The organism is Amycolatopsis sp. A133 (assembly GCF_031082405.1).
GTDB lineage: Bacteria > Actinomycetota > Actinomycetes > Mycobacteriales > Pseudonocardiaceae > Amycolatopsis.
Map to the genome: position 1 here is coordinate 138,485 of NZ_JAVHJU010000015.1, position 18,572 is coordinate 157,056.

The 18,572-nt window shown below is 71.8% G+C and carries 18 protein-coding genes and 1 tRNA gene; 5 read left to right on the forward strand and 14 right to left on the reverse strand.

Annotated elements, in window-relative coordinates; all coding sequences use genetic code 11:
• Window positions 1-17 precede the first annotated feature (17 nt).
• From bcp to Q5425_RS14785, 5 genes are all read right to left on the reverse strand, one after another.
• On the reverse strand, window positions 18-491 hold the full coding sequence (gene bcp / locus Q5425_RS14765) for a thioredoxin-dependent thiol peroxidase (RefSeq protein ID WP_308672768.1): 474 nt from the start codon (window positions 489-491) through the stop codon (window positions 18-20).
• Between the two features lie 23 nt (window positions 492-514).
• On the reverse strand, window positions 515-1,060 hold the full coding sequence (locus Q5425_RS14770) for a hypothetical protein (protein WP_308672769.1): 546 nt from the start codon (window positions 1,058-1,060) through the stop codon (window positions 515-517).
• Window positions 1,061-1,250: 190 nt separating this feature from the next.
• Complete coding sequence (locus Q5425_RS14775; RefSeq protein WP_308672770.1) at window positions 1,251-1,433, reverse strand: hypothetical protein; 183 nt, start codon at window positions 1,431-1,433, stop codon at window positions 1,251-1,253.
• A gap of 129 nt (window positions 1,434-1,562) precedes the next feature.
• Window positions 1,563-2,450 (reverse strand): hypothetical protein, encoded by an 888-nt coding sequence (locus Q5425_RS14780; RefSeq protein WP_308672771.1) that lies wholly within the window; start codon window positions 2,448-2,450, stop codon window positions 1,563-1,565.
• 50 nt (window positions 2,451-2,500) lie between these two features.
• On the reverse strand, window positions 2,501-3,376 hold the full coding sequence (locus Q5425_RS14785) for an AraC family transcriptional regulator (protein WP_308672772.1): 876 nt from the start codon (window positions 3,374-3,376) through the stop codon (window positions 2,501-2,503).
• 118 nt (window positions 3,377-3,494) lie between these two features.
• Between Q5425_RS14785 and Q5425_RS14790 the strand changes: the two genes are divergently transcribed.
• Entirely contained in the window at window positions 3,495-4,577 is a 1,083-nt protein-coding gene (locus Q5425_RS14790; RefSeq protein WP_308672773.1) for an aldo/keto reductase, read from the forward strand.
• A 17-nt stretch (window positions 4,578-4,594) separates the two neighbouring features.
• Here the strand turns inward: Q5425_RS14790 and Q5425_RS14795 are convergent, their stop codons facing one another.
• A complete protein-coding gene (locus Q5425_RS14795) occupies window positions 4,595-5,512 on the reverse strand; it encodes a helix-turn-helix domain-containing protein (protein WP_308672774.1) in 918 nt (305 codons plus the stop codon).
• Window positions 5,513-5,582: 70 nt separating this feature from the next.
• On the opposite strand from Q5425_RS14795, the gene Q5425_RS14800 reads away from it, so the two are divergent.
• On the forward strand, window positions 5,583-6,524 hold the full coding sequence (locus tag Q5425_RS14800) for a saccharopine dehydrogenase NADP-binding domain-containing protein (RefSeq protein WP_308672775.1): 942 nt from the start codon (window positions 5,583-5,585) through the stop codon (window positions 6,522-6,524).
• Window positions 6,525-6,588: 64 nt separating this feature from the next.
• Here the strand turns inward: Q5425_RS14800 and Q5425_RS14805 are convergent.
• Window positions 6,589-6,662, reverse strand: a tRNA-Leu gene (locus tag Q5425_RS14805).
• A 99-nt stretch (window positions 6,663-6,761) separates the two neighbouring features.
• Here Q5425_RS14805 and Q5425_RS14810 point away from each other — a divergent pair.
• Window positions 6,762-6,983 carry a DUF3618 domain-containing protein gene (locus Q5425_RS14810; protein WP_004559246.1) on the forward strand — a complete coding sequence of 74 codons (222 nt, stop codon included), beginning with the start codon at window positions 6,762-6,764 and terminating at the stop codon, window positions 6,981-6,983.
• A gap of 3 nt (window positions 6,984-6,986) precedes the next feature.
• On the opposite strand, the gene Q5425_RS14815 is transcribed toward Q5425_RS14810, so the two are convergent.
• Together Q5425_RS14815 and Q5425_RS14820 are read right to left on the reverse strand one after the other, a co-directional pair.
• Window positions 6,987-7,412, reverse strand: coding sequence for a hypothetical protein (locus Q5425_RS14815; RefSeq protein ID WP_308672881.1), 426 nt, complete (start codon window positions 7,410-7,412; stop codon window positions 6,987-6,989).
• 204 nt (window positions 7,413-7,616) lie between these two features.
• The gene (locus Q5425_RS14820; RefSeq protein WP_308672882.1) at window positions 7,617-8,174 is read right to left on the reverse strand and encodes a helix-turn-helix domain-containing protein; all 558 of its coding nucleotides are present in this window, start codon (window positions 8,172-8,174) and stop codon (window positions 7,617-7,619) included.
• Window positions 8,175-8,287: 113 nt separating this feature from the next.
• On the opposite strand from Q5425_RS14820, the gene Q5425_RS14825 reads away from it, so the two are divergent.
• Window positions 8,288-9,745 (forward strand): NAD(P)/FAD-dependent oxidoreductase, encoded by a 1,458-nt coding sequence (locus Q5425_RS14825; RefSeq protein ID WP_308672776.1) that lies wholly within the window; start codon window positions 8,288-8,290, stop codon window positions 9,743-9,745.
• A gap of 68 nt (window positions 9,746-9,813) precedes the next feature.
• Here Q5425_RS14825 and Q5425_RS14830 read toward each other — a convergent pair whose 3' ends face one another.
• From Q5425_RS14830 to Q5425_RS14840, 3 genes are all read right to left on the reverse strand, one after another.
• The gene (locus tag Q5425_RS14830) at window positions 9,814-10,284 is read right to left on the reverse strand and encodes a helix-turn-helix domain-containing protein (protein WP_308672883.1); all 471 of its coding nucleotides are present in this window, start codon (window positions 10,282-10,284) and stop codon (window positions 9,814-9,816) included.
• A 180-nt stretch (window positions 10,285-10,464) separates the two neighbouring features.
• Entirely contained in the window at window positions 10,465-12,138 is a 1,674-nt protein-coding gene (locus tag Q5425_RS14835; RefSeq protein WP_308672777.1) for an LCP family protein, read from the reverse strand.
• Window positions 12,139-12,283: 145 nt separating this feature from the next.
• Window positions 12,284-14,437 (reverse strand): phospholipase A2, encoded by a 2,154-nt coding sequence (locus tag Q5425_RS14840; protein ID WP_308672778.1) that lies wholly within the window; start codon window positions 14,435-14,437, stop codon window positions 12,284-12,286.
• Between the two features lie 165 nt (window positions 14,438-14,602).
• Here Q5425_RS14840 and Q5425_RS14845 point away from each other — a divergent pair, with 165 nt between their 5' ends.
• Window positions 14,603-15,583, forward strand: a complete 981-nt coding sequence (locus Q5425_RS14845) for a hypothetical protein (RefSeq protein WP_308672779.1) — start codon at window positions 14,603-14,605, stop codon at window positions 15,581-15,583.
• On the opposite strand, the gene Q5425_RS14850 is transcribed toward Q5425_RS14845, so the two are convergent.
• Window positions 15,561-16,946 (reverse strand): GGDEF domain-containing protein, encoded by a 1,386-nt coding sequence (locus Q5425_RS14850; protein ID WP_308672780.1) that lies wholly within the window; start codon window positions 16,944-16,946, stop codon window positions 15,561-15,563. The two genes, Q5425_RS14845 and Q5425_RS14850, sit on opposite strands and share 23 nt — an antisense overlap.
• A 284-nt stretch (window positions 16,947-17,230) precedes the next feature.
• Window positions 17,231-18,475 carry an MFS transporter gene (locus Q5425_RS14855; protein ID WP_308672781.1) on the reverse strand — a complete coding sequence of 415 codons (1,245 nt, stop codon included), beginning with the start codon at window positions 18,473-18,475 and terminating at the stop codon, window positions 17,231-17,233.
• Between the last annotated feature and the right edge of the window lie 97 nt (window positions 18,476-18,572).

Genomic DNA, 18,572 nt, shown 5'->3' on the forward strand with positions numbered 1-18,572 from the left:
CCGGGCTGGTCGTGGCGTCAGGAAGCCAGGCCGAGGTCCCGGATCAGCTTCGCCACGTGGCCGGTCGCGCGGACGTTGTAGAAGGCGTGGGCGATCTTGCCCTTCGGGTCCACGACGAACGTCGAGCGAATGACACCCAGGTACGTCTTGCCGTAGTTCTTCTTCTCGCCGTACGCGCCCCAGGCCTCGATGACGGTCTTCTCGGGGTCGCCCAGCAGCGGGAACGTGAGGCCCTCGTTCGAAACGAACTTCGCGAGCTTCGCCTGCTTGTCCGGCGAGATGCCGATCACCTGGTAGCCGGCGTCGTTCAGCTCGGCGAGGTTGTCGCGGAAGTCGCAGGCCTGCTTGGTGCAGCCCGGCGTGCTCGCCGCCGGGTAGAAGTACACGACGACGGACCGGCCGCGGAAGTCGCGCAGCGACACCTCCTTGCCCTCGCTGTCGGGCAGGGTGAAGTCCGGGGCGTCGTCACCGGGGGAAAGGCGCTCGGTCATGCCCCGAGCCTAACGGCGCCGCGTCAGGCGGGACCGCAGTAGGTGACCGCGACGGCTTCGGTCGCGCTCGGCCGGATCTGCAGGCGCAGCTGCGTCGGCTCGCGCGATACCGCGAAGGCCAGCGTGATGTGGACCGAGCGGCCCGGCAGCACGTCCTTGCCCGCGTCGGTGATGCCGGTGAAGCCCTGCGTGGTGTCCACGACCTGCTTGACCGCGGTGCCACCCGCGGTGGCGGTGACCGTGAGCCCGGAGAGCTTGTACGTCGTCGAGCCGTCGTTGGTCAGCTGGACGTCGAAAGCCGCGCCGCGCGGGCTCTGCGGGTACGCCGACGGGCTGGGCCGGAACGACTGCGGGGAACCGACCGAGATGGTGAGGCCGCTGGCGAACCGGTGGTCCGCGCCGAACTTGAGGTCGTTGCCCGCCGGCGAAGCCGAGGCGCCGGCCCCCGCGGGGGAGCCGGCCGCGCCCAGCGCCGCGGTGCCGTCGTGTGCCGAAGGGACCCCGCACGCCACCGCCAGGCCGAGCAGTCCTGAGGTGAACATGATCTTGCAGGTGCGCGCGAGCGCCATTGCGGGTACTCCAGTCGGCGGGTCGGGTGCCGTCGGCATCGGGGGATTGCCGGGCGAACCCGCTCCACTCTGGCCGTGATCGCGCGTGGTTACGAGGCGCAACGGGGGGTTGTCGCGCACCTGGTGCCACCCCGTGGCCAATCCGTGACCGGAACGGCACGGCTGGTGACAATCTCTGCCCACATGCCACTTAAACAGCAAGCGCGAACAAGAGGATGAAGATCGCGACGCCGGCCACCCACGCCGCCATCAGCCAGCCGAAATCCCGGACCGGATCGACCGCGCGGCTCTCCTCGCCGGGGACGTACACGCCGCGCTCCTCGAACCAGTCCGCCCACTGGGCGAACCAGCGCAACGGGTTGCGCGACGACATGCTCCACCTCCGGGCACCGGTTTTCCCCGTCACAGTACGCGTTCGGGTACGCACACCGGAAGACGCGGGCGGCCGTCCACATCCGACACGCCACGGTCGGGTGAACTCCGGCGTCGCTCGTGTAGAAGTTCAGGCGAGACCGTGACGGCGCAGGATCGACACCGCACGGACGGTCGCGTAACCGCGCCATTCGAGCGCCGCGGCGGGTGAGTAGCTCGCGAAGTCGACCCGCCAGCCGCCGTCGTCCTGCTGCTCGCCCGCGAGCCGCCGGAGTTCGGCGTCGATGACGCCGTTGTCGAACAACGCGCGCGCCGGGCGGTCCGGCCACGGCGCGAAGTCCAGGGCGCGGAGCGTTTCGCCGTCCGCACCGCCGTCCACCGGGGCCAGGCCGTCGGCCGGGACGAACGCGGCGAGGTGGGCCAGCAGCGCGGCCGCCTCCTCGTGGAGTTCGTGCGCCGCGTCCACGAACTGCACCGCGAAGGACAGCGCGATCGCGTGCGGCGGCGAGGAAAGCTCGCGGATGGCGCGGAAGCAGTACTGCGTCGCCGCGCTCAGCCACGGATGTTCGCGCACGGCCCGGTCGTGGCGGGCGACGCGCAGGGCCACGCCGGCGGTGAACGCGGTGCTCTGCAGGGTCGCCTCCGCCGGATCGGCCTGGACCCAGAAGGGCGCGCAGCCCGCCGGGTCCGCGACGGGCAGGGCGAAGGGCAGGCCACCGTCCGGACGGGACGCCGAAGCCAGCCAGTCGCAGAGCTCCGCCGCGTGCGGTGCCGTGTCCGGGGCGATCTCCTCGAACACCTCGAAGGCGTGCAGGGCGCCGCCGGGCTGGCTTTCCGGTGCTCGCAGGTCCGGTTCGAGACCCCAGCCGTAGCCGCCGTCGGGGTTGCGGTAGCCGTCGACGGCGGCCAGCACCGCGCCGGCGTTCGTTTCACCGCCGAGCAGTTCGAAGCGCCGTCGGTCCAGGAGGCGGGCGTGCGTCGCCATGAAGGACGCCGCCGCGGGAAGGTTCACGGACATGCCGCCAGCGTCGCACCCCGCGTGGCCGGCGGTCTTGAACGGATCGGACGTCAGGGCAGCTGCGGCGCGGCGGGGGCCTCGCGCAGCCGGGCCGCGTCCTGGCCGGGCGGGGCACCGAACAGGCGGCGGTACTCGCGGTTGAACTGCGACGGGCTGTCGTAGCCGACGAGGTGCCCCACCCCCGCGACGTCGCCCGCGTCCGCCAGCAGCAGCGAGCGGGCCTCCTGCAGGCGGATGCGCTTCTGGAACTGCAGCGGGCTCATCGCCGTGACCGCGCGGAACTGGCGGTGGAACGCCGACGCGCTCAGCCCGCTCAGCCGGGCGAGCTCCTCGATCCGCATCGGCTCGGCGAAGTTGTCCCTGATCCACCGGATCGCGCGGCCGACGTGGGCGGTGCCGCTGTCGGCCAGGCCGATCCGGCGGACGAGGCCGCCGTGCGGGCCGGTCAGCAGCCGCCAGAGGATCTCCCGCTCGATCAGCGGCGCGAGCACGGGCGCGTCGGACGGGTGGTCGAGCAGCCGCAGCAGCCGGCGTGCCGCGTCGAGCAGCTCCGGACCGGCGTCCCCGACGGCGATGGGGGACGCCGGTGGCGTGCGGGGCGTGGCCTCGAGCAGCAGCGGGGCGATCGCCGCGGGCCGCAGGGCCAGGCCCACACCCAGTGCCGGCGTCCGCGGGGTGGCGCCGACGAAGTGGCCGGTCACCGGCAGATCGGTGCCGACCAGCAGGTACTGGCCCGCGCGGTACTCGTGCACCTGCTCGCCGAGCAGCAGCCGCTTGCCGCCCTGGGCCATGACGACCAGCAGCGGCTCGGCGAGCGAGTGGTGCGGTTCGCTCGTCTCCACTTTGGACAGCAGCAGGCCCGGCACCGGGGTGCGCAGGTCCCCGTGCGCGTGCCGGGCAACGAGGTCGCGGAGTTCGTCGAGCACCGGACCAGGAAACCGTGGTCGAGAGGATTGTGCAAGAGATCGCGGCGATCGGTCTACCGCTGAGCAGGTCATCAGCGGTTTCCTTGAGTGGTCGATCCGACCACGCAAGGAGAGTTTCGTGTCACTCGATCACTACGTCACCCTCGGCCGCTCCGGCCTCCGCGTCAGCCCCTTCGCACTCGGGGCGATGACCTTCGGGGAGGACGCCGGCGGTGCCGGCTGCAGCGTCGAAGAGTCCGAGAAGATCCTCGCGACCTACCTCGACCTTGGCGGGAACTTCGTCGACACGGCGAACTTCTACACCAACGGGCATTCGGAGAAGATCCTCGGCGACTTCTTCGCCGCCCACCCCGGCCGTCGCTCGCGGGTGGTGCTCGCGTCGAAGTTCTTCGGCAACATGTTCCCCGGCGACCCCAACGGCGGCGGCGCGGGCCGGGCGTCGATCACCGCTCAGCTCGACGAGACGCTCCGGCGGCTGCAGACCGATCACCTCGACCTGTACTGGCTGCACAACTGGGACCGCAGCACGCCGATCGAGGAGACCATGCGCGCCCTCGACGACCTGGTGCGCGCGGGCAAGATCCGGTACGTCGGTTTCTCCAACACCCCGGCGTGGGTCACCGCGCAGGCGCAGACGACGGCGTTGCTGCGGGGCTGGACGCCGTTGATCGCGCTGCAGGTCGAGTATTCGCTGCTGGCGCGGACGGTCGAGGGTGAGCTGGCGCCGTTCGCGCTCGACCAGGGCCTGGCGCTGGTGCCGTGGAGCCCGCTGAAGAACGGTTTCTTGTCGGGCAAGTACCGGCGCGGCTCCGCGGCGCCGGATTCGGCCCGCGCGGCTTTCGTCGGCGGGCCGTCCGAAGCGGAGTTCGCGGTCATCGAGACCGTCGCGGCGATCGCCGGGGAACTGGGGACGACGTCCGCGGCGGTGTCGCTGGCGTGGTTGCGGGCGCGGCGCGGAACGGTGGTCCCGATCGTCGGTGCGCGACGGCTGGAGCACCTGACCGGCAACCTCGCCGGCCTCGAGGTGACGCTGACGCCGGCGCAGCTGGCTCGGCTGGACGAGGTGTCGGCACCGACGCTGGATTACCCGGCTCCGATGCACGGCGCCCAGCGGGCGATGCTCCAGTTCGCCGGTGCGACGGTCGACGGTGAACCGTCCACTGTGTACCCGCCGTTGCTGCAGAGCGACGCCCGTTATTGAGCGTCCCCGGGCCGGCGTCAGCTCCGGAACGTGCGGCGGTAGGTGTCCGGCGGCACGCCGACCGTCCGGTTGAAGTGCCGCCGCAACGTCGCCGCGGTGCCCATGCCGACCGCCTCCGCGACCGCGTCGATGCCCGCGTCGGTGTTCTCCAGCAACTCCTGCGCGCGGCGGATGCGCTGGTTCAGCAGCCACCGCAACGGCGTCGTGCCCGTGGCCGAGCGGAAGTGGCGGCCCAGGTGGCGGGTGCTCATGTTCACCCTGCGCGCCAGGTCCTCGACCGTCAGCGGCCGGTCGAGGCGGGCCGTGATCCACGGGAGCAGCGAGGCCAGCGGGTGGTCGTCGCGGGTGGGCACCGGCGTGGTGACGAACTGGGCCTGGCCGCCCGCCCGGTGCGGTGGCACGACCAGGCGGCGGGCGATCGTGTTGGCCGCCGCCGGGCCGTGGTCGGCGCGGACCACGTGCAGGCAGAGGTCCATCGCCGCCGCCTTGCCCGCCGAGGTGAGGACCTGGCCGTTGTCGACGTAGAGGACGTCCGGGTCCACCGTCACCCGCGGGTAGCGGGCGGCGAGGACGTCGGTGTGCGCCCAGTGCGTGGTGGCGCGCAGGCCGTCCAGCAGGCCGGCCGCCGCCAGCACGAACGCGCCGGTGCACAGCGACGCCACCCGTGCGCCGCGCGAGTGGGCCGCGCGCACCGCGTCGACCAGGTCGGCCGGTGGGTCCGCGTCGACGTCGGCCCAGCCCGGCACCAGCACCGTGTCCGCGCTCGCCAGCCGGTCGAGGCCGTGGTCCGGCTCCAGCAGGAACCGGCCGACCCGCACCGGGCCCGAGCCGCAGACCGCGAAGCCGTACCGCGGATCGTCGCCGAACACCTCGGTCGCGATGGTCAGCTCGAAGGAGAGCATCCCGTCGGTGGCGGCGAGCGCGACAGCGTGCATGTCCGAAAGTGTACGCAGCACGTCGTTCCGGACACTGGTGACGACCGTCTGCCGTCGCCAGGATGGCCCCATGACTTCGGTACTGGTTTACGGCGCTTACGGACACACCGGCCGCTTCGTGGTGGCTGAGCTGCGGGAACGCGGGTTCGACCCGGTCCTTTCCGGACGGAACGCCGCCAAGCTGCCGGGCGGGCGCCCGGCGTCGGTCGACGACCCGGTGGCCCTCGACCGCGCGCTCGACGGCGTGGCGGCCGCGATCAACTGCGCCGGCCCGTTCGCCGAGACGGCGCTGCCGGTGGCGCAGGCCGCGATCCGCGCCGGCGTCCCGTACGTGGACGTCGCCGCGGAGATCGAAGCGAACCTCGACACCCTCGACCTGAGCGCCGAAACCGCGGTGGTGCCCGCGATGGCGTTCTTCGGCGGTTTGGGCGACCTGCTGGCGACGGCGGCGATGGGCGACTGGACGGCCGCCGACGAGATCCACGTCGCGTACGGGCTCACCGGCTGGCGCCCGACGGCCGGGACCCTCGCCGCGGGCCGGGTGTCCCGGGAACGCCGTGACGGCAAGCGAATCCGCTTCGCGGGCGGCCGGCTGGAGTACCGCGAGGACGCCCTGCCGAGGCGCGAGTGGGCGTTCCCCGAGCCGCTCGGCACCCGGCCCGTCTTCGGCGAGTTCTCGATGGCCGACATCGTCACCATCCCGCGGCACCTGCAGGTGCGCGACGTCACCAGTTATATGACGGTCGACGCGGCCGAGGGCTTGGCGGCGGCCGGCGAGCGCGACGCGGCCGAGACGTTCGTGGTGGACGTCGTGGTGCGCGCTGGGGACGCCGAACGCCGGATCGTGGCGCGGGGCGAGGACATCTACGCGGTCAGCGCACCGCTCGCGGTCGAGGCGGTGGACCGGATCCTGACCGGGCGGACGAAGGTGAAGGGTGTGGCGACGGCGGGCGAGATGTTCGACGCGCCGGACTTCCTGCGGGCGCTGGCGCCGCACATCACGATCGGCTAGACGACACCACCGAGCCGGTCGTCCGCCTCCTCGGCGGACCTGTGGCGGGGTGGACACACTGGAGTGGGCCCGGAGAGACTCGAACTCTCACTGGCATGGACCTAAACCATGTGCCTCTGCCAATTGGGCTACGGGCCCCCAGCCCTCCGAAGCGTAGCGTGCGGCGTGGCCCCTGCGGAGGCGGCAGGGCGGTCGACTAAGTTGGGGCCCGGAAGTCCCATGCGGCGAGGAGGACACGTGGCCCGCGATCCCGAGACGATCGAGCGTGAGATCGAGCAGGCTAGGACCGCGCTGGCGGCGACGCTCGACCAGCTGACCGTCAAGGCCGACCCGAAGAAGCTCGCCGACGCGGCCAAGGACGGCGTGCGCGCCAAGCTGGACAACCCGAAGGTGAAGTTCCCGCTGATCGGTGCGGGGGTCCTCGTGCTGGTCCTGCTGGTGCGCAAGCTGCTCAAGTAGCGCTCAGGCCTGTTTCGCCGGCGCCTTGCTCTCGGCAGCGGGCGCCGGCGCCGCCGGGCTCTTGCGGTCTTCGACCGCCTTCGGGAGCTGCTTGCTCGGTGGCAGCTGCGGCTTCTTGTCCACCGACGCCGAGGCGGGGGTCTGCTGCTTCGGCACGCTGCCGGGCGGCGGGACCTCGAGCGGCGGGAGCTTCGGGAGCGTCAGCCGGGCCGTCATGTACGCGCTGGTGAAGTCCAGTGCACTGCCGTTGAGCAGGTGCACCACCGTGGTCTTCGCGTCGCCGGCGAGCTCCTCGACCAGCTGGTCGGCCCGGTCGCGCGCGGCGATGATGCCGGGCGCCCGTGCGGTCAGCTCCTTGTCACGGCCGCTGACCGTGATGGCCCAGTCGGCGTCGTCCTGGACGTACGTCGCCGTGATCGTTTCCACCATCTGCCTCACGCCCCTCTCCTCCACAGCATGCTTCACACAACCGTGACGCGGCCACCGTATTCCCATGACGCCGGTGGGGCGCCCCTCCTCCGGTCGTGAGACTCCAGCACACTTTCTACCGTGTCCTCGATACCGTAGAGCAACTCTGTGTCACAGGACACGACAGCGCTGAGTAACGACCAGATGGCCTAGTGCACGCGCAGGCTAACGTGCACGCTGCCGCAGGCCGGTCCACAGCACGTCCATGGCGTATTCGGTGGCCGTCTCGGGGTTCACTTCGTCGTGCCGCTCGCACCAGATCGCGAGCCGTTCGCACGCTCCGACGACGAATTCCGCGGCCGCTTCGGCCCTCAGGTCGTCGCCGCTGTCGAAGTAGCCGCTCATCAGCGCGGCGATGAGGTCGGTCTGCTGGCGGCGGGTCTCCTCGACCTCGTCGGCGGCCGGCGTGCCGATGAGGGCCATTTCGTGCCGCAGCAGCGACCACGCCTGGCGCCGCTCCCGGATGAAGACGAAGAAGGCCAGCAGGCCGCGCCGCAGGGCGTCCTCGGCGTCCGCCGCGCCGACGGTCGCCTGCTCGGTGACCTCCCGCAGCACGGCGCGCGACTCCTGGATGCAGGCGAGCAGCAGGCCCTCTTTCGAGTTGAAGTACTCGTAGAGCATCGGCTTCGAGACGCCCACCAGTTCGGCGATCTCGTCCATGGACGCCGCCGCGTAGCCGCGTGCCGAAAAGACCTGCTCGGCGACCTCGATCATCTGCCGCATCCGGTCGGCCCGTGGCATGCGCTTGCGCTTCGCGGTGGTCACGGGCCACACTCTACCGCTGGTAACCTACTCCCAGTAAGATGGACGACGAGTAACAGGAACCGGGAGGCGTCATGGGCAACCGCACGGAGACCGGGGTCGTCATCGTCGGGACCGGGTTCTCCGGTCTCGGCATGGCGATCCAGCTGCGCAAGGAGGGTCGCGACGACTTCGTCATCCTCGAGAAGGCCCACGACGTCGGCGGCACCTGGCGGGACAACAGCTATCCCGGGTGCGCCTGCGACATCCCGTCGCACATGTACTCGTTCTCCTTCGAGCAGAACCCGGGCTGGTCGCGGGCCTACTCGCCGCAGCCGGAGATCTGGCGCTACATGCGGGAAGTCGCCGACAAGCACGACCTGCGCCGGTTCGTCCGGTTCGGCCAGGAGATGACCGGCGCCCGCTGGGACGCCGAGGAGAACCGGTGGCACGTCGCCACGAGGGGCGGCGACGAGTTCGTCGGGACCGCGCTGGTCGCCGGGGTCGGCGCCCTGCACCTGCCGATGGTCCCGGAGCTGCCCGGGATCGAGAAGTTCGAGGGCCCGGCCTACCACTCGGCGCGGTGGCGCCACGACGTCGACTTGAAGGGCAAGAAGGTCGCCGTGATCGGCACCGGCGCCAGTGCGGTCCAGTTCGTGCCGAAGATCGCGCCGGACGTCGAGGAACTGACGCTCTTCCAGCGGACGCCGCCGTGGATCATGCCGAAGGCCGACCACGAGATGTCCGGGCGGACCCGCGCGCTGTTCAGGGCGTTCCCGCCGGCCCAGCGCGCCTACCGGACCCTGCTCTACTGGCTGCTCGAAGCCCGCGCCGTCGGCTTCAACGGCCAGTCGTGGGTGATGAAGCTCGGGCAGCGGATCGCCCAGCGCAACATCCACCGCGCGATCAAGGACCCGCAGCTGCGGCGCAAGGTCACCCCGGACTACACGATGGGCTGCAAGCGCGTGCTCATCTCCAACGACTACTACCCGGCCCTGGCGCGCGACAACGTCGGCGTTGTGACCGAGGGGGTGCGGGAGGTCCGCGAGCACAGCGTCGTCGACGCGGCGGGGGTAGAGCACGAAGCCGACGTCATCATCTACGGCACCGGCTTCCACGTCACCGACGCCTTCGACGACCTGGAGATCGTCGGCCGCGACGGGCGCAACCTCGGCAAGGAGTGGGCGACCGAGGGGATGCGGACGCACCTCGGGATCACCGTCGCCGGGTTCCCGAACCTGTTCTTCCTGCTCGGCCCCAACACGGGTCTCGGGCACAACTCCGTCGTGTTCATGATCGAGGCCCAGATCTCCTACGTCGCCGAAGCGCTGCGGCTGGCCGGTGGCCGGGCGATCGAGCCGAGGCCCGAAGTGCAGGAGCGGTTCAACCAGCAGATCCAGCGCAAGCTCGCGAAGGGCATCTGGACCCGCGGGGGCTGCAAGAGCTGGTACCTCGACGCGAAGGGCGTCAACCGGACGATCTGGCCGGGCTTCACCTGGCGCTACTGGCTGGACACGCGCAAGGTCCGGCGCGACGACTTTCAGGTCGGCTGAGGTGTCGTGAGTGTTTAGGCGGGTTAGAACCCGCCTAAACACTCACGACCGCCGGGACCCGCCGGGGATCAGCGGGAGGTGTAGCGGCGGAGGTGGGCGATCAGGTCCACGGTCGGCAGCCGGCACAGCTCGGCCATGCGCTCGAGCGCGGGCAGGTCGAGGGCGATCTCGCTGCCGCCCTGCTCGACGGCGTGGCGGAGGCGGTCCTCGGCCCAGCGGCGCAAGGGCAGCAGGTCGGGCGAGGCGTCGGCGACGAGCTTGCGCAGGTCGACGCGGACGCGGCCCGGCTCGTCGACGAACACCCGGCGGTGCACCTTGGCCAGCAGGTCCTGGGGCAGTTCGTCCATCGCGACGCACAGCTCGACCAGGCGCACGACGGAGCACTGTCTGGTGCCCAGTTCGTAGGTGGCCAGCGTCTGCAGCGAGATCTCGCTCTGCAGGTGCTGGTTCAGCTCCTTGCGCGTCCACCCTCGGCTGCGCCGGAGCTTGCGGAGCTCGTCTCCGAGGACCCGCTGGTACTCCTCACCGTCGATCAGCACATCAATGTCCCCTGCCGTGCGCTCCCACGGCACCCGCACGGGCGTGATAATTCCCGTGCAGGTGCACCCTCACGTGTATGTAAGTGCGCTGAGGCCCGGCCCTTACGCGATTTCGGGCATGTCTTTGATACCGATTGCGCGAGTTAGGCCGAACGGGTTAACGGCACCGCGCCGACCGGGTCAGTTGACGCAGGGAACGCCCTCGGCGGTGATCGGCTTCTCGTCGTCGGCGGCGGCCGGCGGAGGGGCGCTGACCTGCGACGTCGCTCCGGCGGCGCCCGCTCCCGAACCGGCGTTGGCGCTCGTGCCCTCGTAGTCGGCGCCGAGGAACACCAGCACGTGTCCCGATCGGACGCTCTTGTCCTCCTGGACGGTCGGCGAGCCGCCGAGCGCGTCGGCGACGGCCTGACCGGCATCCTTGCCGCCCTTCGGCACCCAGATCACCGTGGTCTTGCGCGCGGTCGCATTGGCCGTGTCGCCGGAGGTGAAGCCCTTTTCCTCGAGGGTCTTGGCGACGCTCGCCGCGAGCCCGGTGCGGCCGGAGGCGTTGCGGACGTCGACCGTGGTCGCCTTGTTGGCGGGGTCGGCCTGCTCGGCGGGCGGCGCCGGCTCGCCCGCCTGCGGCCCGGCGATCCCCTGCACGAACTGCTTCACCGCGGCCGGGTCGACCTGGATGGCCACGCCGTCCTCGGGGGTCTTGTACTCGACGTTCTTCACGGGGATCGTGCGGAACTCGAGCTGGCCGCCGGTCAGGCCCTTCATCTGCTGGGCGAACCCGAAGATGTCCCAGTTCTGGTTGAGCACGACCGACTTCTTGATCGCCTCGATCAAGTCGTCGAGCTTGCCCGGGTTGGTCAGCGTGCCCGCCGAGAGCACCTTGCGCGCCATACCGGCCATGAACACCTGCTGGCGCACGACGCGGTCGAGGTCGCCGTTGGGCAGGCCGTGGCGCTGCCGGACGAACTCGAGGGCCTCGACGCCGGAGATCGTGTGCCGGCCCTTGCTGAAGTTCGCGCCGGAGTACTGGTCCTTGACGTTGTTGTTCAGGCAGACGTCGACGCCGCCGATGGCCTTGGTGATCTCGCTGAAGCCGAGGAGGTTCACCGCGGCGTAGTTGTCGATGGTCGACCCGGTGAGCTTCTCGACGGTCTCGATGAGCTCCTTCGCCCCGGCCTGGTTGGCCTTGACGTCGAGCTCCTTCGGGTCGGAGACGCCCTGCTTCTGCAGGTCCTTGCGGGCCGCCAGCATCGCTCGCGCGTACGCGGAGTTGATCTTGTGCTTGCCGTAGCCGCCGGGGATGTCGACGTAGGTGTCGCGGGGCAGCGAGATCGCGACGGCCTTGCTGCCGTCGTTCGGGATGTGCACGAAGATCAGCGAGTCGGTGTTGAGCTCGCCGTCGGCGTCGCCGGCGCGCAGCTCGTCGAGCACCTCGCGCGGCAGGGGGTTGCCCTGGGCGTCGGTGCGGCTGTCGAGGCCGACCAGCAGGATGTCGCGGGCGCCGTCGGCGGGCTTGTCGCCACCGCCGCCGTCGCTGAGCACGTTCGTGTAGTTCAGCCCGTTGACCAGGCCCTGCATGGCCGCCCACGCGTAGCCGGTCAGGCCCACCACCAGCAGCGAGACGACGGCCAGAGAGATCTTCGCACCGCGGAACGAGCTGCGGCGGGCGGGCGGGGCCGGCCGCGGCTGCGGACGGCGGATCGGCGACGGGGCCGCGCGGCGGGCGTCCACCGGCTCGCGGCGGGGTGCGGGGCGGCGCGGCGAGGTGCCGCGCCGGGCGTCGTCCCGGCCTGGCTCGTCCTGCCGGGGCCGGGCGGGGCGGCGGTCGCCTTGCCCGTTCCGAGGCGGGTGATCCACGCGGGCGACTCCTCACTCCATCGATCGGGTGGTGCTAGGGGATGGGACGCATGGTGCCGTCCCCTGGTTGCCGTAGCGTTACACATCCCCCCACGAATGTGTCATGCACCACCCAGTTTCCCGCACGTTCGACGGTTTCGCCTGGTCAGGACGTCACATTCGCCGGTGGCCGAGCCGGCAGGAGAGTACCCGCGGCGGCCAGCAGGGCAAACGCGGCTGTCACGGCGTGGAGCGTGACGCCGAGGAAGCCGGGCCTCCCGCCGTCGGCCGCGAACAGCAGCGAAGGCGCGCAGGCGAGTGCTGTCGCCAGCCACGTGCCGGTCGCCGCGCCGGCCCCGATCCGGATCGTGTGCAGCAGGAAGACCCCGAGCAGCAGGTGCACCAGGTTCTGGATCGGGTCGAGCCGCAGGCCGAGCAGGTCGGCGTCGGCGGCCACCCCGCCGAAGCGGGTCAGCGCGAAGCCGAACACACCCAGGGTCGCGTAGCCGATCCCGAGCCCGGCCGCGGCCCGGGTGAGCACCGCCGTCCGGCGGCCGGGGTGGTCGGCCGCGCGCGGCTCCCGTGCGCCGTGGGTGTGCCGTTCGAACCACCAGAAGACCAGCGTCGCGGGCACCGCGAGCAGCCCGACCGCGACCAGCGTGCGCGGGCGGATCAGCCAGCTGAGCCCGTCGGCGATCCGGCCGGGCAGGTACACGACGGCGACCAGCAGCAGCATCGCGGCGAGGAAGGCCAGGTAGAGGCTCATCGGCGCGCGCAGGACGAACCGGCAGGCCCGCGTGACGCCCGGCCGGTTGCCGAGCCTGCCGAGCGGGCGGGCCAGCAGCCCGAGCACACCGAGCTGGACCAGGCCGAGCAGCAGCACGCCCCACGGCGGGGCCGAGAACGCGGCGGGAGCACCCGGGCTGCCGAGCAGGACCGGTGGCCCGTCCCGCAGGACGCTCATCCCGGCGAGGCCCGCGACCCCGGCCGCGGCGGCCGCGGCGAGCAGACGTCGTGCCGGACGGACGCCGTCGGCGTGCGCGAAGGCGAGTTGCTGGGCGAGGAGGGCGAGGGCGAACGTCGCCGCGTACCGGGGCAACGGGGACCCGGACCAGACGGCGGCCAGTTCCCCGGCGGCGACCAGGGCGAGCAGCCCGGTCGCGGCGCTCGCCGGTGCCCGGCGGTGCAGCGCCAGCAGCGGGGGTGCGCACACGATCGTCAGCAGGTAGACGCCGAGCAGCCAGAGCGGGTGCAGCGCGATCCGCATCACCGTCGCCGTCGTCCCCGCCGGGCTGCCGAGCAGTTCGAGCGCGAGCGGCGTCAGCAGCGCGACGACCGCGAAGATCAACGCCGGCCGCAGCAGCGGGCTCGCGCGTTCGGCCAGGAAGTGGCGGTAGCCGCCGCCCGCTTCCTGCTCGGCGCGCCAGCCGGCCGCGTTGGCGTGCCCGCCGGCGAAGTAGATCAGCGGGGCGAGCTGGGCGAGCCAGGTCAGCGGCCACAGCGCCGGCTCGGGGGCACCCGCCCAGTGCGCGAGCGCCGTCACCGATTCGCCGAGCAGCAGGAGGACGACGCCGCCGGCGCCGAGCAGCGCCCACCGGCTGACCTCCGCGGGCGCGGCGACGGGCACGGGCACCCGCGGCTCGCGGCGGGCCCGCAGCCAGCCGCGCAGCCGGAACACCAGCAGGCAGCCGATCACCAGCACCCCGGCGACCATCGGGCCGATCGGGTCGCCGACCGGCGGGCCCCAGCGCTGGTGCCACGAGTTGACCACCAGACCCGCCGAGTAGAGGGAGGCGACGACCCGGCAGGTGAGCGCCGAGTCCATCGGGTTGAGGTCGCAGGCGTGGTGCATGTCGGAGGACAGCCGGTCGTCCAGGGCCTCCCGGACCTCCGGGCCGAGCGGGTGGCCCTTGCGGTCGGCGTACCGGAGCAGGTCGTAGCCCAGGTCGTGGGCCTTGCACGGCACGGCGTAGTCCCACTTCGTGTTGTCGTCGCCCCACGGCGTCGAGCAGCCGCCGTCGACGTGGACGGCGCGGACCGTGCCGTCGCGGGCCGGCATCGCGCCCGGGGTGACGCCGCTGAGCGCGGTGAAGTCCTTCGGCAGGCGCGCGAGCGCGTCGGGGTGCGGGCCGGGGTGGACCAGCGCCTCGATGGCGCTTTGCGCGGCCAGCACGTCGCCGGTGGGCGGGCCCTGGTCCGGCGGCGACGGCGGACGCGAGGCGATGAGGCCGAACGCGAAGACCACCAGCAGGACCAGCAGCAGCCACCCGGACGTCGACCAGGGTCGGCGGGTGCGTGGCGGATCGGTCGGGGCCGGCATGGGTTCCAGGGTGCCAGCCGGGGCGCGGGGCCGACATGGGGCTAACCGCAGGGTTGGGCTGTGGTTTCCCCTAGGCTGCCCGGACGGCTGCCCGTTCTTCCCTTCCACCGCCACGCGGTCCCCGTGAGACTCGGGAGAGGGGGGTGCGGCGACCAGGAGGCTGCAGTGCGCTCGACCGAGCTCGCCGTGCCGGTGGACAACACCGTGCGCGCACTGCGCCGGCTCGCTCCCGGCGCCTGCCTGCGCGAGCTCCGCACGCCTGAGCTGCGCGTGCTTGCCGGAGCGTTGCGCGGGTGTTCGCCTTCGGAGCTGGCCGGGGTGCATCCCGGGCCGGTGGCCCGGGTGGTGCTGGCGAGTCAGCTGCGGGCGCTCGACCGGGCGATGACGGGGTTCTTCGGGCCGGCGCCCGGGGGCCCGGAGGCGGCTCGGCTGGTTCGGGCGGCGCGGTACAGCAGGATCCGGCGGCCGTCGCTCGATCGGGTGGCTACCGAGCCGGGGTTGCGGGTGGCCGCGCTGGCGTGGGCCGAGGTGCTCGGGTACCGCATGCTGGCGGGGGAACTGCGCGGGGTGCCGGAGGTCCCGGCGGAGGAGGACGGGCGGCTGGCCGCGGAGCTCGTGGTGGCGGCATTGCTGCCGCGGGTCGAAGGCGGCACCGGGGGGCGGGAGGTTCTGGTGCCGTGGGCGGACGGCGGTGCGGGGGCGCTCGGCTCGCCGCTGCGGACCGATGCCGGCGAGGATCGGCCGTCGCGCAGCGGTGCCGGTGATGAGAGCAACCCAGCAAGTGCCTTCCTCCAGGTGCACTCGGTGCGCGTCGGCGATCGCGGCTTCCGGGTCGACGTCCGGGCCGACCCGCCGGTCGAACTCCTCCGCGACGGTGATGGCCTCACCCTGCGCGCCCTCCGGTGGAACGGCCTCGGCCGGGTCGCCGACGATCTCGGGCACGAATACCTGATCCTCGCCAGGGACGACGCCGGGAGCGGGACCGTCCGGCACTGGTGCCACCCCCGCCCCGCGCCCGGTGCGCGCGTGCTGCGGCTGGAGTCCGCCGGCTACCGGGGTGAGCGGCTGCGGCTCGAACCCGCCTCCGCCGGGACGTGCGCCGAGGTGCTCGTCAAGCTCGAACTCACCGTCCGGCTGGGGGCGTGACCGTGTCCGGGGCGAAGCACACCTGGTCGCGGCCGTTCTCCTTCGCCAGGTAGACCGCCGCGTCGGCGGACTGGAGCAAGCGCTCCAGCGTGTCGCCGTGGCGGGGGTGACGGGCCACGCCGATCGAGGTCGTGCGGTCGGCGATCGTGGCCGGGTCGCCGCGCTTGTCCGTCGTCACCATGTGCAGCTTGGCGATCGCGATCCGGATGCGCTCGGCGGCGTCCCACGTCGCCTCTTCGTCGATGTCCGGCAGCAGAACCAGGAATTCCTCACCGCCGAAACGGCCGACCAAGTCGCTCGGTCGGGTCACTTCGTCGAGGGTTTGCGCAACGGTGCGGAGCACGTCGTCGCCCGCCGGATGTCCATAGGTGTCGTTAATCCACTTGAAGTGGTCGAGATCGACCATCAGCAGCGCCAGTTGATCACCTGAACGAGCGGTCCGTTCGAGCGCCCGCTCGGCCGACTCCGACCAGCCGCGCATGTTGAGAATGCCCGTTTTCGGGTCCGTCCGGACGTCGTTCTGGAGCTGGTCGAGTTCGGCGAGGCGATTGAACACCACGGTGACCACGGCCATCACCGCCACCATCGGCGGGACGGCGGCGAGCAGGATCGCGGTCACCGCGCCGAGGCCGATGGTGATCGCTTCGAGCATGTTGTCGGCCGGACTGCCCAGCACGTTGCGAACCGTGCGCCCGGCGGGGGTTCCGAGCAGCAGGACCCCGCCCACGTACGCGATCTGGATCGCCTCGTAGATGGCCCCGGTGACGACGATGGTGCCGAACTCGCGGAGGAAGTCGCCCCACCCGGGACGGCCGAGCAGGTGCGGCCCGAGCGCCGTGTAAGTGAGGTGGGCGAGCGCGCCGGCGAGGCCGTGGGTGATGGACGAGAAAATGAAGTTGTGCGCGGGCCGCCGCGCGATGAACCAGTGCTGCAGCCGGATGACGGCGATGACGGAAAGGATGAGCGGTACCGGCAGGATCATCGCGGCGGAAAACGTCCACACGGCGGTGAGGTCGATCAGCACCGTTTTGGTCCGGTTGCGCCGCCGTTCCTCCTGGCGCTGGGTCAGCTGAATGTGGACGGTGGCGCCCGCCGCCAGAATCGCGAAATTGATCCAGTCGTTTCCGGACGGAATCGGCGAGCGCGCGAACGAGACGGCGAGAATGGCGACCGCGACGGCTTCCGCCACCAGCATGAACGCCACCTGCACCGGCCGGCGGCGCCAGAGCGCCCAGTTGCGCGGCCGGTACGCGTGGCGAACCCGGGCGGTCGCGAGCGGACCACTGGTCGTGTTCGCGGGCGCACCCGCCGGCACGCCCGGTTCGCCGGGCGCTGCCGGGTCCCCGTCCGGTCCTGGATGCAATTGGTCACCTCCTTTCCAGCCTAGTCCCGGCCTTGAGTAATCTCATCGGTACCTGGCAGAGTGTTCACGCATTCCGTAACCGGGTACCATCCCACAGCAACGGATCGGCCGAGTCCCCGGAGTAACTGCCGGGAACGCGGCGCAAAAGGTTCTGCGAGACTCTCCCCGCATGGAGGTGGCCCCCATGAGCAACCGCGACTTCTGAACCACCCTTGAATTGTCACCCGTGCCGTCCGCGAATGCCATTCATGATCTTGGTCGTACCCGGAGGTGGCACCGGGCGCTCATGACGGCCACGGCGGTTCCGCCCCGCGCACCCGGCGCCAGGCGAACGCCACCGGCACGGCCAGCAGCAGTCCCGTCGCGCCCGCGAGCGCGATGGTCGCGTGCGCGGACCCGAGCGCCTGCGCGACCAGCCCGCCCACGCCGACGCCCACCCCCTGCGCCACCCGCAGCCCGGTCCGGTACAGGCCACCCGCACTGCCCCGGATGTCGTTCGGCACCCACGTGATGAACGTGGCCGACACCGTGATGACGTACGCGCCCGTCGCGCCGGCCAGTGCGAGCAGGAGCAGCGCGAACGCCAGGTTCGGCCGCAGCGCGAACGCCGTCAGCGCGGCCAGCGGGAGCACGGCCAGCACGCCGAGCAGCTTGCGGCGGTGCTCGGTCGTGACGAACCGCGACAGCAGGAACGTCCCCAGCACAAAACCCAGCGGGTCGGCGGCCAAGAGCCAGCCGACGGCCTGGTCGCCGGCGCCCAGCTGTGCGGCGAGCGGCGCGGCGAGCCCCTCCGGGATCACCGCCAGGCCGACGAGCCAGGACAGGTAGAGCAGCACCCGCAGCCGTTCGTCGCCGAAAACCTGCCGGACGGCGCCGAACCACGGGGCACCGCCGTTGCCCGCAGCGGGCCGCCGCAGCACCAGCAGCCGCACGGCGACGGCGGCCACCAGGAACGTCAGCGCGTCGATCGCCAGCGCCCACGACGTCCCGATGGTGGTCACCAGCAGCCCGCCGGCGGCGAGACCGGCCAGCATCGCGGTGTTGTTCGTGATCCCGCGCAGGTCCTGGCTCTGCAGGTAGACGTCGTCGTCGGCGAAGACCTCGCGGCCGAGCGCGTTCTGCGCCGCGTTGCCGGGCGCGTTCGCCAGCCGCGCGAAGACGAACAGCACGAACAGCCAGCCCATCGGCATCCCGGGGAGGGCCATCAGCCCGATGAGCAGGGCCTGGGCGAACGAGCCGGTCACCAGCACCGCCCGCCGGGGGAACCGGTCGGCGAGCTGGGACAGCCCGAGGCCGCCGGCGAGCGCGGGCAGGAACGTCAGCGAGTAGACGACGGCCGACAGCAGCGGCGACCCGGTCCGGTCGAAGGTGAGGATGGCCAGCGCGACGATGGTCAGCTGGTCGCCGAGCATCGACTGCGTCTCGGCGAACCACAGCGCGCGGAACTCCCGGTTGGCCAGTACGGCCCGGAGCCGGGGTTTTGCGCGCGTCGTCACCTCGTAACCACCGTCCCCCGATCGAGTGAACATGGACCGTCCGCATTGTGCCTCTCCGGTGACGATCCCGTCCGGGGGTGTCACGGTCGACCACCGGGAAGCACCCACAGTATGGCGCCGGTTACGCGCC

Bases quoted from the DNA above. Each gene is read 5' to 3' on its own strand.
- Q5425_RS14780 (WP_308672771.1), bottom strand. From the start codon at position 2,450: ATGTCCGTGAACCTTCCCGCGGCGGCGTCCTTCATGGCGACGCACGCC.
- Q5425_RS14795 (WP_308672774.1), bottom strand. From the start codon at position 5,512: ATGCACGCTGTCGCGCTCGCCGCCACCGACGGGATGCTCTCCTTCGAG.
- Q5425_RS14770 (WP_308672769.1), bottom strand. From the start codon at position 1,060: ATGGCGCTCGCGCGCACCTGCAAGATCATGTTCACCTCAGGACTGCTC.
- Q5425_RS14820 (WP_308672882.1), bottom strand. From the start codon at position 8,174: ATGCGGCAGATGATCGAGGTCGCCGAGCAGGTCTTTTCGGCACGCGGC.
- Q5425_RS14855 (WP_308672781.1), bottom strand. From the start codon at position 18,475: ATGTTCACTCGATCGGGGGACGGTGGTTACGAGGTGACGACGCGCGCA.
- bcp (WP_308672768.1), bottom strand. From the start codon at position 491: ATGACCGAGCGCCTTTCCCCCGGTGACGACGCCCCGGACTTCACCCTG.
- Q5425_RS14800 (WP_308672775.1), top strand. From the start codon at position 5,583: ATGACTTCGGTACTGGTTTACGGCGCTTACGGACACACCGGCCGCTTC.
- Q5425_RS14825 (WP_308672776.1), top strand. From the start codon at position 8,288: ATGGGCAACCGCACGGAGACCGGGGTCGTCATCGTCGGGACCGGGTTC.
- Q5425_RS14775 (WP_308672770.1), bottom strand. From the start codon at position 1,433: ATGTCGTCGCGCAACCCGTTGCGCTGGTTCGCCCAGTGGGCGGACTGG.
- Q5425_RS14815 (WP_308672881.1), bottom strand. From the start codon at position 7,412: ATGGTGGAAACGATCACGGCGACGTACGTCCAGGACGACGCCGACTGG.
- Q5425_RS14840 (WP_308672778.1), bottom strand. From the start codon at position 14,437: ATGCCGGCCCCGACCGATCCGCCACGCACCCGCCGACCCTGGTCGACG.